At 73.9% G+C, this 14,882-nt stretch carries 14 protein-coding genes; 6 read left to right on the forward strand and 8 right to left on the reverse strand.

Translation table 11 applies throughout. The features are described from left to right. Positions 1 to 8 precede the first annotated feature (8 nt). A complete protein-coding gene (locus tag ACFYU0_RS02505) occupies positions 9 to 755 on the forward strand; it encodes a class I SAM-dependent methyltransferase (RefSeq protein WP_351660849.1) in 747 nt (248 codons plus the stop codon). Here ACFYU0_RS02505 and ACFYU0_RS02510 read toward each other — a convergent pair. The 7 genes from ACFYU0_RS02510 to ACFYU0_RS02540 form a co-directional block, all read right to left on the reverse strand. Next, a complete protein-coding gene (locus ACFYU0_RS02510; protein ID WP_351660852.1) occupies positions 725 to 1,468 on the reverse strand; it encodes a GntR family transcriptional regulator in 744 nt (247 codons plus the stop codon). The two genes, ACFYU0_RS02505 and ACFYU0_RS02510, sit on opposite strands and share 31 nt — an antisense overlap. A 128-nt stretch (positions 1,469 to 1,596) precedes the next feature. Continuing rightward, complete coding sequence (locus ACFYU0_RS02515; protein ID WP_389297274.1) at positions 1,597 to 2,763, reverse strand: serine hydrolase domain-containing protein; 1,167 nt, start codon at positions 2,761 to 2,763, stop codon at positions 1,597 to 1,599. Between the two features lie 139 nt (positions 2,764 to 2,902). Continuing rightward, on the reverse strand, positions 2,903 to 3,871 hold the full coding sequence (locus ACFYU0_RS02520; RefSeq protein WP_389297275.1) for an acetylxylan esterase: 969 nt from the start codon (positions 3,869 to 3,871) through the stop codon (positions 2,903 to 2,905). Between the two features lie 209 nt (positions 3,872 to 4,080). After that, a complete protein-coding gene (locus ACFYU0_RS02525; protein WP_389297277.1) occupies positions 4,081 to 4,665 on the reverse strand; it encodes a hypothetical protein in 585 nt (194 codons plus the stop codon). A gap of 201 nt (positions 4,666 to 4,866) precedes the next feature. After that, the gene (locus ACFYU0_RS02530; RefSeq protein WP_389297954.1) at positions 4,867 to 5,547 is read right to left on the reverse strand and encodes a ferredoxin reductase; all 681 of its coding nucleotides are present in this window, start codon (positions 5,545 to 5,547) and stop codon (positions 4,867 to 4,869) included. A gap of 79 nt (positions 5,548 to 5,626) precedes the next feature. Next, positions 5,627 to 6,232 carry a sulfite oxidase-like oxidoreductase gene (locus ACFYU0_RS02535; protein WP_389297279.1) on the reverse strand — a complete coding sequence of 202 codons (606 nt, stop codon included), beginning with the start codon at positions 6,230 to 6,232 and terminating at the stop codon, positions 5,627 to 5,629. After that, on the reverse strand, positions 6,229 to 6,681 hold the full coding sequence (locus tag ACFYU0_RS02540; RefSeq protein ID WP_389297955.1) for a MarR family winged helix-turn-helix transcriptional regulator: 453 nt from the start codon (positions 6,679 to 6,681) through the stop codon (positions 6,229 to 6,231). Before ACFYU0_RS02540 ends, ACFYU0_RS02535 begins: the two co-directional genes overlap by 4 nt. Before the next feature lie 132 nt (positions 6,682 to 6,813). On the opposite strand from ACFYU0_RS02540, the gene ACFYU0_RS02545 reads away from it, so the two are divergent. Together ACFYU0_RS02545 and ACFYU0_RS02550 are read left to right on the forward strand one after the other, a co-directional pair. After that, positions 6,814 to 7,893, forward strand: a complete 1,080-nt coding sequence (locus tag ACFYU0_RS02545) for a hypothetical protein (protein ID WP_351660869.1) — start codon at positions 6,814 to 6,816, stop codon at positions 7,891 to 7,893. Positions 7,894 to 8,115: 222 nt separating this feature from the next. Further along, positions 8,116 to 8,913 carry a putative protein N(5)-glutamine methyltransferase gene (locus tag ACFYU0_RS02550; protein ID WP_351660872.1) on the forward strand — a complete coding sequence of 266 codons (798 nt, stop codon included), beginning with the start codon at positions 8,116 to 8,118 and terminating at the stop codon, positions 8,911 to 8,913. A gap of 6 nt (positions 8,914 to 8,919) precedes the next feature. On the opposite strand, the gene ACFYU0_RS02555 is transcribed toward ACFYU0_RS02550, so the two are convergent. Next, positions 8,920 to 10,998, reverse strand: coding sequence for a SpoIIE family protein phosphatase (locus ACFYU0_RS02555; RefSeq protein ID WP_389297281.1), 2,079 nt, complete (start codon positions 10,996 to 10,998; stop codon positions 8,920 to 8,922). A gap of 296 nt (positions 10,999 to 11,294) precedes the next feature. Between ACFYU0_RS02555 and ACFYU0_RS02560 the strand changes: the two genes are divergently transcribed. The 3 genes from ACFYU0_RS02560 (at position 11,295) to ACFYU0_RS02570 (ending at position 14,874) form a co-directional block, all read left to right on the forward strand. Continuing rightward, positions 11,295 to 12,182 (forward strand): hypothetical protein, encoded by an 888-nt coding sequence (locus tag ACFYU0_RS02560; RefSeq protein ID WP_351660877.1) that lies wholly within the window; start codon positions 11,295 to 11,297, stop codon positions 12,180 to 12,182. Between the two features lie 119 nt (positions 12,183 to 12,301). Continuing rightward, complete coding sequence (locus ACFYU0_RS02565) at positions 12,302 to 12,673, forward strand: hypothetical protein (RefSeq protein ID WP_389297284.1); 372 nt, start codon at positions 12,302 to 12,304, stop codon at positions 12,671 to 12,673. Between the two features lie 185 nt (positions 12,674 to 12,858). Beyond that, positions 12,859 to 14,874 carry an NADPH-dependent 2,4-dienoyl-CoA reductase gene (locus ACFYU0_RS02570; RefSeq protein ID WP_351660882.1) on the forward strand — a complete coding sequence of 672 codons (2,016 nt, stop codon included), beginning with the start codon at positions 12,859 to 12,861 and terminating at the stop codon, positions 14,872 to 14,874. Positions 14,875 to 14,882: the final 8 nt, after the last annotated feature.

Raw genomic sequence — 14,882 nt, forward strand, 5'->3', positions numbered from 1 at the left:
CTGAGACGATGTTCAGCCCCGAAGGCCCCAGCGTGCGCGAGCTCGCCGTACAGGCGCTGTCGTCCGTCGAGCACGGCTACGACCTGCTGGCCCCGAAGTTCGACCACACCCCCTTCCGTACGCCCCGCTCGGTGCTGGAGTCCGTCGCCAAGGCGCTGGGGCCGCTCGGGCCCTTCGAGGACGGCCTGGACCTGTGCTGCGGCACCGGAGCCGGGACGGAACTGCTGGCGGGACTGTGCGGCCGGAGCGTCACCGGCGTCGACTTCAGCGCCGGCATGCTCGACGTCGCCCGCCGCCGCGCGCCGTCCGGCGGCCCGGACGTCGCCTGGGTGCGCGGCGACGCCCGGGCCCTGCCGTTCGGGCCCGCCTTCGACCTGGTGGTCAGCTTCGGCGCGTTCGGCCACTTCCTGCCCCGCGAACTGCCGGGGCTGTTCACCCAGGTCCGCTCCGTGCTGCGGCCGGGCGGCAGCTTCGCCTTCCCGCTCTTCGCCCCGCCCCGCCCCGCCGGCCCCGCGTTCTGGACCCTGCTCGCCTTCGACACGGCCATGCGGGTCCGCAACGCCCTGTGGCGGCCGCCGTTCGTCATGTACTACCGGACCTTCCGGTTCGGCGACGTCGTCGGCGGGCTGACCCGCTCCGGCTTCGAGGTCGGACTGCGGCCGCTGCCCGAGTTCGGGCGGCGCGACGACGGCAGCCCCCGGGCCCGCCTCCTCGTGGCCCGGGCTCAGCCGGCCGCCGGCAGGGTGAACTCGTAGACCAGCGCGTCCCGTTCGGAGTCGACCACCAGGTCGGTGATCTCCAGGGGGCGCGCGTACTGGTCGTGCACCCGCCGCGTGACACGGACCGACGAGGCGTCGCCGACCTGGGTGATGGAGTCCCGGTGGTGCAGGGTGAGCCCGGCCTTGCGCATCCAGTCGTAGGCCCGGCGCAGCTGCGCCGGGGTGGCCCCGTCCGCCCGTTCGCGGTACCGGCCCAGCTCCGCGACCTCGCTCAGCGCCACCGCGGAGAACGTTGTCACCGCTGTGCGCAGCGAGCGGCCGTCGGGCGCGGCCGAGCGGTAGCGGTGCACCAGCGTGGGCCGGTGCGGGGCCAGCCCGAGCGCCCGTGCGTGCTCCGGCGACGGCGCCTCCCAGGTCACCGTCGCCCGGTCCACGGCGCACGGGTCCGCCGGCCGGGCGCCGACCGGGAAGGTGAGCGAGACCGGGTCCTCCACCGGACGGCCGGGCAGCGTGGCGTGGCTGCCTCGCCGGTCGGTGGCGACCAGACCGCCGCGCCGCAGCACCTCAAGCGCCTGCCGTACGGTCTCCCGGCTGACACCGAAGTGCCGGGCCAGGTGCCGCTCGCTGGGCAGCCGGTCGCCGGGCGGCACGGTGCCGTCGTGCAGTTCGTCGAGAAGCTGCGACGCGACCCGCCAGTACAGGGGCCGGTCGTCGGTCTGCTGGGGGTCGAGCGGGGTGGTGCGGGCCATGCCGCGCCTCCTGTGGTGACAAGACGTAGCCGAACGGGCTCATTGCGCGACCACATCTAGCATTGGTCTAAACCACAAGGGAAGAGCGGTCCGGTGGTTCGGCCGAAACACGTCCGCGCGACCCGGCCTCACAGGGCGCTGTAAACCGCTTCCACCAGGGCCGTCTTCCGCGGATCGTCCGCGATGTGCGGCCCCATCCGGTTCATCGCGTACCCGAGCGAGACCTCCGCCTCCGGGTCCGCGAGCCCGCAGGAGCCCCCGAAGCCGTCGTGTCCGAAAGCCCGCGGGTTCGGTCCGTACGAGCCGTGCGGGCCGCTCAGCCACAACCCGAGCCCGATCTCCGTCTCGCCCTCGAGCCCCGCGCCCAGCACCAGGTCGCGGCAGGCGCCCTGGCCCTCGCGCACCCGCTCCACGGCCTCCGGTGACAGGATCCGCCGGTCGCCGTAGGAGCCCCGGCCGGCGAAGACGCCGTACAGGGCGGCGACCGAGCGCGCGGTGCCGTGCCCGTTGGCCGCCGGTATCTCCGCCGCCCGCCATGCGGCCGTGTTCGCCTGTGCGGCGCCCACCGGCGGGTTGGCGAGGGCGGCGATCGCGGCCGGCGGCAACTGGCCGAAAGCGGCGGCTCGTTCCCCGTCGTCCCGGGACCGCGCGTGCACCAGCTCGGCCGCCCGGCCGGTCTCTTTCTCCGGCAGGCCGATCGTGAAGTCCAGCCCGAGCGGCCCGGTCACCTCCTCCTCCAGGAACGCCCCGGGGCGCAGCCCGGACACCCGCCGGATCACCTCGCCGACGAGGAAGCCCCAGGTCAGCGCGTGGTATCCGGAGCGGGTGCCCGGCTCCCACCAGGGCTCGGTGGCCGCCAGCCGCGCGGTCGTCAGCTCCCAGTCGTAGAGCTCCTCGACGGAGTGCGGCTCCCGCAGGCCGGACAGCCCGGCGCGGTGCGACAGCAGATCCCGTACGCGTACGTCCTCCTTGCCCGCCGCCGCGAATTCCGGCCAGTACGCGGCCACCGGCCGGTCGAAGTCGAGCAGGCCCCGGTCCGCGAGCAGATGCGCGCACAGGGCCACCGGCCCCTTGGTCGTGGACCACACGTTGACCAGCGTGTCCCGCTCCCAGGGCCGGGTGCGTGCGGCGTCGGCCCAGCCGCCCCACAGGTCGACCACCGTCTCGCCGCCGACGGTCACCGCCACGGCGGCGCCCAGTTCGCCGCGGTCCCGGAAGTTCTCCTCGAACGCCTCCCGCACCGCGGTGAAGCGCGGATCGCAGTGGCCCTGAACATGTGCCTCGTGCGCGGACATCCAGCCTCCGTCGTCGCCGGGAACCCGGGCGGCGGCAGCACGGCCCGGGGCGCCTCCGAACGTACCGACTGGTCGGACTGGTGTGAAGAAGGCGGCCGGAACCCGGCCCGCCCGGGCGCGGCCCCGCCCCGCCTTCCGGTCAGGCGTACGCGCGCAGCCAGCGCAGCTTGCGCTCCTCCTGGAACGGGCCGCCGCCCTCGTGGTCGTTGAAGTCGTACACCTCGATCGCCTTGTCCCGGTGCGCCCACGCGTTGAAGGCCGCGAACACGGTCGACGGCGGGCACGTCCGGTCCTCCAGGGCGGCCGAGAAGAGCGCCGGGGCCCGGCCGCGGGCCGCGAAGTGCACGCCGTCGAAGTAGGAGAGCGTGCGCAGCGCTTCCTCCGCGCGCCCGCGGTGGGTCTTGAGGAACAGGCCGATCTCGCGGTACGGGTGACGGTCCGTCAGGGTCGTCGCGCGCGGGAAGTCGCACAGGAACGGCACGTCGGGGGCGACCGCCACCAGGTCGGGAAGCAGTCCGCCGACGGCGAGGGAGATGCCACCGCCCTGGCTCTCCCCGGTCACCACGGTCCGCGCCGCGTCGGCGAGCGGATGCGACCGGGCCGCCTCCACGGCGCGCACGGCGTCCGTGAACACCCGGCGGTAGTAGTAGTTCTCGGGCGCGTCGATGCCCCGCGTCATGTACCCGGGGAAGGCGGGCGCTGCGCCCACCGGGTCCGCAGTGCCGCCACCGCCGCCCCAGGCGCTGCCCTGGCCCCGCGTGTCCATCACGAAGTGGGCGCGGCCCGTGGACGCCCACAGCAGGTCCTCGTGCGCCAGCCCGCGCCCGCCGCCGTAACCGATGAACTCCACGACCAGCGGCAGCGGTTCCGACGCGCCGGCGGGCAGTCTGAGCCAGCCCTTGACCGGGTGGCCCCCGAAACCGGCGAACGTCACGTCGTACACCCGGACCGTGGACAGCCCGGAGTCCACCGGCTCGAACCGGGCGGCCAGCTCGTGCTCGCGGGCCTCCTGGAGGGTCTTGTCCCAGAAGGCGTCGAAGTCCGCCGGCGCGGTGGAGACGCCGCGATATGCGCGGAGTTCGTCGAGGGGGAGGTCGAACAGGGCCATCGGGAACCGCCTTCGGGGACGAGGGGACTGCGTCGGCTCACGGTACGTGCGCGGCCAAAGGTCCCGCCAGGTACGTGGGAGCCGGTTTCCGTCCGGCGCCGGGACATGCGGCCGTACCGCTGTTCACCGCGGTGAAAGCGGTTGCCGTACCGGCCTGTCGAAAGCGGGCCGGAAGGTCCGGCGGTCCGACGGCGGGTTCGCCCGCCCGGTCAGGTCAGCGGCTGGGTCCACCTCGGACCGGTGCGCGCCCACTCCCGCTCCCACTCGTCCATCCGGTGGCGCAGCGCCGCCCGGCGCTGCACGGCGTACCCCAGGAGGATGACGGCCGCCGAGCCGCCCGCCGCGCACAGGCCCACCATGACCGTGTGCCGCCAGACCGCCACGTCGTTCGGCGGCGGGGCGACGGCGCGGCCCCGGGCGTCGAACCACACGGTCACCAGGTCGCCCGACCGGCTCCCGGCGGGCACGCGGGCCACGGCGGTGCGCGTTCCGGCGCCCGGCTCGGTCCAGCGGACCTTGGCCTGATGGGGGTGTGCGCGGTCGCCCCGCACGGGGCCCGGCCGCGCGGACTCGTCGCCGGTCACCGTGGCCCGCACCTGGTGCCGCTCGGCCCGCAGCGCCGTGGCGCGCGACCGGGCCTGGTCATGGGCGTAGAGACCGGCGGCCGTCCCCGCCAGCGGTGTGACGACGAACAGCAGGACGGCGGCCACCAGGACCGCCCAGGCCTCCATGACATCCGACCGGCGCCGCAGCGGATTGCGCCGCCAGCGCCAGCCGCGCACCCGGGTACGCATGCCCACCTCCTCGCCGCAGCCGGAGGACGGCCGGGCCGGGGCACCTGCCCGGGCCGTCTCCGTCGCCTCGCACGAAGCGACCGCACCCGTCTGGTACCCCGTACGGCGCGCCTCGCGCACGCCGTCCGACCGCGAGTTCCAGCCCTCCTGGGAGCCCGGCGTACGACGCGCGTCCCGCTACGGCGCGAGCGGCCGGCGGGCTCAGCCGAAGCGCTCGATGCGGATCCGCTCGACCGGCTGCCCCGCCGCGACCAGCAGGCGCGAGGCGTGCTCGGCGAACCCGTTGGAGCCGCACACATAGGCCTCCCAGCCACCCGGAGGCTGCTCGGCCAGGAGCGGCGCCACATGTGCGGCTGCCATACGACCCACCGGCGTCCCCGCGGGTGCGCTCCGTGTGAACACGGTCGTCGTCTCCGCGCCCAGCTCCCCGGCGTAGATCAGCTCCTCCGGGCTGCGCGCCGACACCAGCATCCGCAGCGGCACGCCGAGGCCGAGGGCCCGGTGGTGCCGGACCATCGACATCAGCGGCACGACGCCGGAACCGGCTCCGAGCAGCAGCGCGGGCCGGTCGCCCGGCCAGGCGAAGAAGCCGCTCAGCGGGCCGCGCAGCTCGACCGTGTCACCGGGCCGGGCCGTGGTGTGGAACCAGCCCGAGACCTCGCCGTCCCGCACGTGGTCCAGGGTCAGCTCGATGTGGCCCGAGTCGTCGGGCGCGGACGCGATCGAGTAGTGGCGCTGGGCCACGTAACCGTCCGGCGCGGTCAGCCGCAGCATCAGGTGCTGGCCGGGCAGATGCCCTGCCCACTCGGGCACCGCGAACCGGAAGGTGGCCGCGTGCGGGGTCTCGCGGCGGATCTCGGTCAGGGTGGCGGTCTGCCACATTGCGGCCGCCTGCTCGCTGACGGCGATGCGCCCGGGCACGGCGAACCGCGTCGCGGGAACGCGGGCCGAGGTCACTGTCTCAGTCACCGGAGTACCGCTGCTCCTCCCAGGGGTTGCCCCGCTCGTGGTAGCCGTTCGCCTCCCAGAAACCGGGCTCGTCGTGGTCGAGGAGCGTGATGCCCGCGATCCACTTGGCGCTCTTCCAGAAGTACAGGTGCGGCACCAGCAGCCGCGCCGGGCCGCCGTGCTCGGGCGCGAGCGGCCGGCCGTCGAAGTCCCAGGCGATCCAGGCCCGGCCGCCGGTCAGGTCGGCGAGCGGCAGGTTCGTGGAGTAGCCGGTGTGCGAGTAGGCCACCGCGTGGGTGGCGGCCGCGGCCGGCCGCACCACGTCGAGGAACGCGTCCAGCGAGACGCCCCCGAAGCGCACCCCGAACTTCGACCAGCCGGTCACGCAGTGGATGTCACCCTCGTACGCCGCCGCGGGCAGCGCCCGGGCCTGCTCCCAGTCCCAGGTGTGCGGCCGCTCCACCAGCCCGTCGATGCGGAAGGACCAGTCGGCGGGGGCGATATCCGGGGTGACCTCGGCGGACAGGACGGGCCACTCGTCGCGCGCGTCGTACTGCCCCGGCGGCAGTCCGGGATCGGTGACGCGGGGACGCCCCGTGAAGCCTCGGGTGACGTTCATGGTTTCCACCGTACGCTGTCCTCGCGGGTGCTCCGCCCCAGGTCAGGCCCGTCGGGGCCGGTGGCCGGGCCGGGTTCCGCGTTGTACCGCTCCAGGTACCGGGCGAAACGGACCAGGTCGTCCTCCGGCCATGCGGCGAGCCGCTCCCGGAAGGCGGCCCGGCGGCTGCGCGTGACCTGGGCGAGGATCGCCCGGCCGGCCTCCGTCAGGTCCAGCACCTGGACGCGGTGGTCCTCCGGGTCGGTGCGGCGCTCGACGAGACCGGCCCGCTCCAGCGCGGTCACCTGACGGCTGACCGTCGACTTGTCCAGGGCGTAGTGCGCGGCCAGGTCGGTGGCCCGGCAGCCGCCGCTCTCCTCCAGGTGCCCGAGCAGCGTGTACGAGACGAGGGACAGCTCGGGGTGCATGCGCCCCGCCGAGGCCCGGGCCCGGCGGGCGAAGATCGTCATCTCTCGCTGGATGGTCTCGACGGCCGTCTCGGCTGCTGCTGTCACGGCTACCTCCTCGGGCGTTCTAGTTGTATAGTACAACTTGAACGGAAGTTGTATAAGCCAACCATCGGATTTCGGAGGCCGCCCACGATGAGGTCGCCGGCGCTGCGCCATGTGCTCACCCACCTGATTACCCCGCTCCTGATGTGCCTGGGCATGGGGCTCGCCTACATGGGCGCCTTCGTCACGCCGGAGCCGAACCACCTGCCCGTCGCCGTCGTCGGCACCGGTCCCGGGACGAAGGTGTTCGCCCAGACCGTCAAGGACACCGCGGGGGACCGGCTCGACGTCCGCACGGTGGCCACCCGCACCGACGCCGTCCGCCTGCTCCGGTCCCGGGACGTCACCGGCGCCTACGTACCGGCCGCGAGGACTCCGGAGCTGCTGGTCGCCACCGCCGCGTCCGACATGGGCGCGACGGCCGCCGAGAAGGTGTTCACCCCGGTCGCCGCGGAGCGGGGCGCGCCGCTGAAGGTGACCGACGTGGCCGCCCCGGTCGCCGACGACCCCACCGGGCAGGGCCTGTTCTTCCTGCTCATCGCGGTCAGCATCGGCTCCTACGCCTCGGTCGCCGCCCTGGGCGCGGCGGGCGCCGCCCTTCCCATGCGGGTACGGGCGCTGCTGGCGGCCGGCGTCTCCGCGGTGGTCGCCGGCATCGGCGCCCTGCTCGCGGGACCGGTGTTCCACCTCGCCCACCACGACCTCGCCGGCGTCTGGGGGCTGGCGTGGCTCTACTCGGCGGGCATCCTGCTCATCGGCGTCGGACTGCACACCTTTCTCAGGCGGTGGACCACGCTGACCATGATGGTGCTGTTCGTGATGCTCAACTTCACGAGCTCGGGCGGTTTGTTCGGGCCCGAGCTCCAGAACGGCTTCTTCGGCGCCCTGCACTCCTTCTGGAACGGCGCCGGCTTCGTGGAAGGCGTCCGCGGCCTCCTCTACTTCGGCGGCGACGGCCTCGGCCGCACCGTGTGGACCCTGCTGGTCTGGCTCCTCGCCGGCCTCGCGGTGACCGCGATCGCCGCCGCCTTCGAACACTCCCGGACCCCCGCGGCCGCGACCACGCCCCCCGCGAACGCGCCCTCGAAGGGGGCCGAGCGCGTCCCGGACCGGGAGACCGAGGCGGCCGAGGCGGCCGAGGAAGAGGTGGAGGAGAGCGTGGGCGTGTGAACGGCGCGCGGTCCCCTTCTTCCGGGCTCCGAGTGCCGCACCGCGAGCCGGGGCGCTGGGGTAAGGTGACCGTCCGGTCGCGGAGTGTCCGCGGCCGGACGGCCGTTGAGGAGGTGGGACCCATCACCGCTGTGTCAGCCCGGGTGCTCCCGCCTCGCGACGGCTCGCTCTGAGCACGAGAGCGCCCCTGGGCTCCGGTTCTCCGAAAGGCTCTCGGCCCGCATGTCCTCCGTGCCCTCCCTGCCCCCGCTCTCCGCCTCCGCCGTCGTCTCCGCGTTGCGTGCCGCCGGGTGCGTCTTCGCCGAGGACGAGGCGGAGTTGATCCTCGGCACCGCCCGCACCCCCGCCGAACTGGCCTCGATGGTGGACCGGCGGACCGCCGGCCTGCCGCTCGAACAGGTCCTCGGCTGGGCGCTGTTCCACGGTCTGCGCATCGCCGTGGAACCGGGTGTCTTCGTGCCGCGCCGCCGTACCGAGTTCCTGGTCGACCAGGCCCTGGCGCAGGCCCCGGACGCCACGGTCGTGGTCGACCTGTGCTGCGGCTCCGGTGCGCTCGGCGCGGCCCTGGCCGACGCGCTCGGCCCCGTCGAGGTGCACGCCGCCGACATCGACCCCGCCGCCGTACGCTGCGCCCGCCGCAACCTCGCCCCGTACGAGGGCCGGTCCCATGTGGGCGACCTGTTCGACGCGCTGCCGCCGGCGCTGCGGGGCCGGATCGGCATCCTCACCGCCAACGTGCCCTACGTACCGAGCGCGGAGGTGCCGCTCCTCCCCGCGGAGGCCCGCGACCACGAGCCGCCGGCCGCGCTCGACGGCGGCGCGGACGGACTCGACGTCCTGCGCCGGGTCGCCGCCGGCGCCCCGGGCTGGCTGGCTCCCGGCGGCGTAGTGCTGGCCGAGACCAGCGAGCGCCAGGCCCCGGCGGCACTGCGGGCCTTCACCGACGCCGGCCTGACGGCCCGTACGGCGGCGTCGGAGGAGCTGTACGCCCATGTGGTGATCGGCGTCCGGGAACGCTGACGCGTCCTACGGCAGCTCTAGCGCCCGGGCGATGAGCAGCGCCACGTCGTCGTGGTTGTCCGGGTGGTGCAGCGTGCGCAGGAGCAGGTCGCAGGCCTCCTCCAGCGGGCGGGCCGGGTCGTCCAGCAGGGACAGCAGGAAGTCCAGGCGCTCGTCCAGCGAATGGCGGCGGGTCTCGACCAGACCGTCGGTGTAGAACACCAGCAGGTCGCCCGGCTCGAAGTCGACGGTGACGGTCGAGAACTCCACCCCGCCCACCCCCAGCGGCACCCCGGTGGGCAGGTCGAGCAGCTCCGGCGGGCGGCCCGGCCGGACCCGGGCCGGGGGCAGGTGTCCGGCGTTGGCGATCCGGCACCGGCGCAGCCGCGGATCGTGGACGGCGTAGACGCAGGTGGCGATGGAGTGGTCCAGGGCGGAGGTCGTCTTGTCCAGGTGCTCCAGCAGCACCGCCGGGTCGAGGCCGAGCGCGGCCAGCGTGGTCGTCGCGGTGCGCAGCCGGCCCATGGTCGCGGCCGCGCTGATACCGCTGCCCATCACGTCGCCCACCACGAGCGCGGTACTGCCGCCGTCCAGCGGGATCACGTCGAACCAGTCGCCGCCGACCTCGCTGGTGGCGCCCGCCGGCTGGTACCGGGAGGCCACCTCCAGGCCGGTCGTCACCGGCGGCCGGCCCGGCAGCAGGCTGCGCTGCAGGGTGAGCGCGGTGTTGCGGGCGTCCTGGTACCAGCGGGCGTTGTCGATGTGCACGGCGGCGCGGGCCGCCAGCTCCCGGGCCAGCAGGACGTCGTCCTCGTCGAAGGGCGCCGGATTGCGGGTCCGCTTGAGGTCGAGGGCGCCGAGCACCTCGCCGCGCGCGATGAGCGGCACGGCCAGGTAGGAGTGCAGACCCGCCCGGCCCAGCAGTGCGGCCGCCTCCGGCGAGCGGGCGATCCGTGGCAGGTCCTCGTCCTTCACCCGCGGCACCAGCACCACCTCGCCCGTGCGCACGCACTGCGTGACCAGGCGGTCCGGTCCGTAGCGGGCGACCTGGCCGGGCGGGTCGGCGGCGCACACCCCGTCGGAGCTGTCCGCCGGGCGCACCGCGAGGGCCCGGATCACCGCACCCTCCGCGGGACCCAGCGTGCTGGGCCGTCCCTCCACCACCGCGTCCAGCAGATCCACGGCGGCGATGTCGGCCAGCGCAGGCACCGAGACGTCGGCCAGCTCGCAGGCGGTGCGCTCCAGCTCCAGCGTGGTGCCGATGCGGACGGAGGCGTCGGCGATGATCGCGAGCCGGCGCCGCGCCGTCTCCGCCTCCTGCGAGGCCCGGTGCTGCTCGGTGATGTCGACCAGTGAGACGGCGACCCCGAGCACGTTGCCCGTCGCGTCCTCGAGGCGGTACAGCGACTGCGACCAGGTGCGGTCCCGGTCCGGGTCGGCCTGGGTCCGGCCGACCAGGGGCGCGTCGATGACCGGGACGCCGGTCTCCAGGACCCGGCGGGTCGCGGCCTCCAGGGCGCCGGTGTCCAGCAGCGGCAGCACGTCGCGCAGTCTGCGTCCCATGTGCTCCTCGGCCGGCACGCCGTTGTTCCGGGCCAGAGCGGGGTTGACGGTGACGAACCGCAGCTCGGTGTCGAGCACGGCGAGCCCGATCGGCGACTGCTGCACCATCCGCTCGGACAGTGCCACGTCCTGCTCCAGGCGCCGCACGGTCGACTGGTCGGCGGCGAGCCCCAGCGCGTACACGTCCCCCCGGTCGTCCAGCAGCCGCATGTTGCGGAACTCCACCAGGCGGGTGCTGCCGTCCTTGCGGCGGATCGGGAAGCCGCCGGCCCAGCTCTGGCCGGTGCGCATCACGTCGGCGAACAGCTTGCCCACGAGCTGGATGTGCCGCTCGTCGACCATCAGCCGGGCGGCGTACTGGCCGAGGGCCTCCCGCGCCGAGTAGCCGAACAGCTCCTCGGCCTGCGGGCTCCACAGCACGATGCGGCCGCTGTCGTCCAGCACCACCGACGCCACGCGCAGCACGTCGAGCAGTCCGCCGGCGCGCACCGGTCCGCGCACCGGCTCGTTGCCGTCCGTCACCGGAGCCCCGGCTGCACTCATGCCCCGCACCGCCTTCGCCCGATCGCACGGCACGCACTCCTCAGTGCCGACTGCCCTTGTTCTACCGCGCTCACTCCCGACTCTCCGCGCCGTCGCACCTATCTCCACCATCTCTCAACCGGGCGGCGGACGTACGCCGCGGGCGCCGGCCGCGGCCCGCGGGGCCGCGCGGGACGGTGCCCGCGGCCGGGAGAGTTCACGCCCATGTTGCTCCACTGGCCTGTACATGACCACTCCATCGGGCCAGACTGTCCGCCGACCGAGTGCACCCACCCCCCTCCTCTGAGGAGCCGGCCATGCCCGCGTCCCCCTCCGCCAGGCAACGTTGTCACGCTGTCCTCACCGGACTCGTCGTCCTGGCGACCGCCGCAGTCGTGTCCCTCGCCGCACCCGCCCCGGCCCACGCCGCCGAGACCTGGACCGAGACCGGCTCCGACCGGGCCGATCCGCTGACCGAGAGCCAGGGGCTGACCTCGGTGGAGGTCCCGGCGAACAGCCCCAACCGGTACACCGGCATCGGCACCATCCCGATCGGGGTCTCCAGCCGCGGCTGGAACCACGTGGGCGACCCCGACGCCTCGTACGACGGCCACTACATCGAGCCCTACCAGCGCGACTCGGGCAGCTCGAAGATGTACCGCGTGCAGGCCCCGGGCGGCGGCTGGTCGGAGTACGTCCACGCGCTGAGCCCCGGCGAGGCCCTGAACAACTCCTGGGCGGCCGTCTCGCCCGACGGCCAGTGGATGCTGTCGGGGGAGTGGGGCACCATGAACCGCCTGCTCGTCTTCCCCACCCCCGGGGTCAATCCGGCCACCTCGCCCTCCGCGAACCTGCCGAAGGTCTCCGACGTCGACCTCGACCACGCCGTGCGCGACGTCCAGGGCTGCGACTTCTCCGGTCCCACCACCCTGCTGTGCTCCTCCGACGACCCGGACGGCTCCCTCTTCGGCATCACCAAGCCGCTGCTGCGGATCGACCTGTCCGCGGCGCCCAACGGCACGGCGGACGTCACCGGCCATGTCACCGCCCTGCGCCGGCTGCCGCTGCGCAGCTCCTGCTCCGGGGCCTTCGAGGCGGAGGGCGTCGACTACGACCGCCGTACCGGGGTGCTGCGCGTCATCGTCGTGTCGCCCGGCTTCTGTGTCCTCACGGACAGCAAGACGTACAAGTTCACCCGCGGCTGAGGCGGACGGCCCCTTCCTCCGCTGAGGTGTGCTCGCCGGTCCGCGGTGCTTTGCTGAGGATGGACGCGGTCCGGCGGGGTACCCCGTTCCACCGCAGCGCGGCCAGGAAAGGAGCGGTCATGGAGAACACGGACCAGTCGCACCAGGAGACCGTCTCGGTGGAGATCAGCGGCTCCAAGGAGGACGCCCGCCTCGTATTCGAAGCCCTGAACAGTTGCTTCGCGTCGGACCGGGCGCCGGAGGAGATTCCGAGGCAGCTCGACGATGTCCGTCCGATGGTGTGGCTCGGCACGTACGACGTCGCGGACGCCCGCGGTTCCGGATGTGCGCCCGTCCACCTCGACTCGTCCATCCTCGCGGACGTCCAGGGCAGCTACTGGGCCGTGGACCGGTTCCGCGCGACGCTGGACTCCATGTTCACCGTCGAGGAGACCTGCACCGCCTCCGGCGACCAGGAGCGGGACCTGCACCTGCGGCTGGAGAGCCGCTGACGGGGCCCCGCGGGGCCGGAGAGCGGAACGCACGACGGCGCCCCGGCCGGCGAAGAGCCGGCCGGGGCGCCGTCGTGTCCGCGTGAAGTGGCCGGACTCACCTCCGCCCGTTTATGCAACTAGTTGCACAACGGGGTGCGCTTCCTCTACAACAAGAGGCGACCGCACCCCGCACGGAGGGCCCCATGAGCCGTTACCCGCACCTGATGTCCCCGCTCGACCTGGGTTTCACCACCCTTCCCAACCGCGTGCTCATGGGCTCCATGCACGTCGGCCTCGAGGAGGCCGAGCGCGGCTTCGAGCGGATGGCGGCGTTCTACGCGGCCCGCGCCCGCGGCGGAGTGGGCCTCATCGTCACCGGCGGCATCGCGCCCAACGACGAGGGCCGGCCCTACGAGGGCGGCGCCAGGCTCACCACGGAGGAGGAGGCGGAGCAGCACCGGACCGTCACCGACGCCGTGCACCGCGAGGGCGGCCGGATCGCCATGCAGATCCTGCACTTCGGCCGGTACGCCTACCACCGGGACCTGGTGGCCCCGAGCCCGGTGCAGGCCCCCATCAGCCCCTTCGTGCCGCGCGAGCTCGACGACGCCGACGTCGAGCGGACCATCGAGGACTACGCCCGCGCCGCCCGCCTCGCCCGGCGGGCCGGCTACGACGGCGTCGAGATCATGGGCTCCGAGGGCTACCTGATCAACGAGTTCATCGCCGCGCAGACCAACCACCGCACCGACCGCTGGGGCGGCTCGTACGAGAACCGGATGCGCTTCCCCGTCGAGATCGTCAAGCGCGTGCGCGAGGCCGTCGGCGAGGACTTCATCATCATCTACCGGCTGTCCATGCTGGACCTGGTCCCGGGCGGCTCCTCCCTGGAGGAGGTCGTCACCCTCGCCAAGGCGGTCGAGGCCGCCGGGGCGACGATCATCAACACCGGCATCGGCTGGCACGAGGCCCGCATCCCCACCATCGCCACCTCCGTGCCGCGCGGCGCCTACACCTGGGTCACGAAGAAGCTGATGGGCGAGGTGTCCGTCCCGCTGGTGACCACCAACCGCATCAACACCCCGGACCTGGCGGAGGAGTTGCTCGCCGACGGCTGCGCGGACATGGTGTCCGTGGCCCGCCCGATGCTCGCCGACCCCGACTTCGTCGCCAAGGCCGCCGCCGGGAAGCCGGAGGCCATCAACACCTGCATCGGCTGCAACCAGGCCTGCCTCGACCACACCTTCAGCGGGCAGATCACCTCCTGCCTGGTCAACCCGCGCGCCTGCCACGAGACCGAGCTGGTGCTCTCCCCGACCCGGCTGGCCAAGCGGGTCGCCGTCGTCGGCGCCGGACCGGCCGGCCTGGCCTGCGCCGTCAGCGCAGCCGAACGCGGCCACACCGTCACCCTGTTCGACGCCGCGAACGAGATCGGCGGCCAGCTCAACGTGGCCCGCAAGGTCCCCGGCAAGCAGGAGTTCGACGAGACGCTGCGCTACTTCCGCCACCAGCTCGACGAGCACGGCGTCGACGTGCGGCTCGGCGCCTGGGTCACCGCGGCGGACCTCGACGGCTACGACGAGGTCGTCGTCGCCACCGGCGTCACCCCGCGCGTCCCCGAGATCCCCGGCGCCGACCACCCCAGCGTGCTCGGCTACCTCGACGTGCTGCGGGACGGCGCCCCCGTCGGCGACCGGGTGGCCGTGCTCGGCGCCGGCGGCATCGGCTTCGACGTCGCCGAGTACCTCACCGACGGCGGCGACAAGGCGAGCGAGGACCCGGGCACCTACTTCCGCAACTGGGGCGTCGACATGGACTACCGGGCGCCCGGCGGCCTCACCGCCCCGCGGCGGCCCGCCCCGCCCCGCACCGTCCACCTCCTGCAGCGCAAGACCACCAAGGTCGGCGCCGGACTGGGCAAGACCACCGGCTGGATCCACCGCACCGAGCTCAAGCACCGGGGCGTGACCATGGTCCCGGGCGTGCGCTACGACCGGATCGACGACGCCGGGGTGCACATCACCGTCGGCGAGGAGAGCACGGTCCTCGAGGTCGACACGGTGGTGCTGTGCACCGGCCAGGAGCCGCGCCGCGACCTGTACGAGGAGCTGGTCGCCGCCGGCCGCAGCGCCCACCTGATCGGGGGCGCCGACGTCGCCGCCGAGCTGGACGCCAAGCGGGCCGTCAAGCAGGGCACCGAGCTGGCGGCGGCGCTGTAGCCCCGGCG

The organism is Streptomyces sp. NPDC003720, assembly GCF_042875075.1.
Lineage (GTDB): Bacteria > Actinomycetota > Actinomycetes > Streptomycetales > Streptomycetaceae > Streptomyces.

What these genes read in the sequence shown, in the direction of transcription:
- ACFYU0_RS02560 (WP_351660877.1), top strand. Translation starts at nt 11,295, where the DNA reads ATGCCCGCGTCCCCCTCCGCCAGGCAACGTTGTCACGCTGTCCTCACC.
- ACFYU0_RS02535 (WP_389297279.1), bottom strand. Translation starts at nt 6,232, where the DNA reads ATGAACGTCACCCGAGGCTTCACGGGGCGTCCCCGCGTCACCGATCCC.
- ACFYU0_RS02515 (WP_389297274.1), bottom strand. Translation starts at nt 2,763, where the DNA reads ATGTCCGCGCACGAGGCACATGTTCAGGGCCACTGCGATCCGCGCTTC.
- ACFYU0_RS02520 (WP_389297275.1), bottom strand. Translation starts at nt 3,871, where the DNA reads ATGGCCCTGTTCGACCTCCCCCTCGACGAACTCCGCGCATATCGCGGC.
- ACFYU0_RS02555 (WP_389297281.1), bottom strand. Translation starts at nt 10,998, where the DNA reads ATGAGTGCAGCCGGGGCTCCGGTGACGGACGGCAACGAGCCGGTGCGC.
- ACFYU0_RS02530 (WP_389297954.1), bottom strand. Translation starts at nt 5,547, where the DNA reads ATGTGGCAGACCGCCACCCTGACCGAGATCCGCCGCGAGACCCCGCAC.
- ACFYU0_RS02540 (WP_389297955.1), bottom strand. Translation starts at nt 6,681, where the DNA reads ATGACGATCTTCGCCCGCCGGGCCCGGGCCTCGGCGGGGCGCATGCAC.
- ACFYU0_RS02545 (WP_351660869.1), top strand. Translation starts at nt 6,814, where the DNA reads ATGAGGTCGCCGGCGCTGCGCCATGTGCTCACCCACCTGATTACCCCG.
- ACFYU0_RS02565 (WP_389297284.1), top strand. Translation starts at nt 12,302, where the DNA reads ATGGAGAACACGGACCAGTCGCACCAGGAGACCGTCTCGGTGGAGATC.
- ACFYU0_RS02510 (WP_351660852.1), bottom strand. Translation starts at nt 1,468, where the DNA reads ATGGCCCGCACCACCCCGCTCGACCCCCAGCAGACCGACGACCGGCCC.
- ACFYU0_RS02550 (WP_351660872.1), top strand. Translation starts at nt 8,116, where the DNA reads ATGTCCTCCGTGCCCTCCCTGCCCCCGCTCTCCGCCTCCGCCGTCGTC.
- ACFYU0_RS02505 (WP_351660849.1), top strand. Translation starts at nt 9, where the DNA reads ATGTTCAGCCCCGAAGGCCCCAGCGTGCGCGAGCTCGCCGTACAGGCG.
- ACFYU0_RS02525 (WP_389297277.1), bottom strand. Translation starts at nt 4,665, where the DNA reads ATGCGTACCCGGGTGCGCGGCTGGCGCTGGCGGCGCAATCCGCTGCGG.
- ACFYU0_RS02570 (WP_351660882.1), top strand. Translation starts at nt 12,859, where the DNA reads ATGAGCCGTTACCCGCACCTGATGTCCCCGCTCGACCTGGGTTTCACC.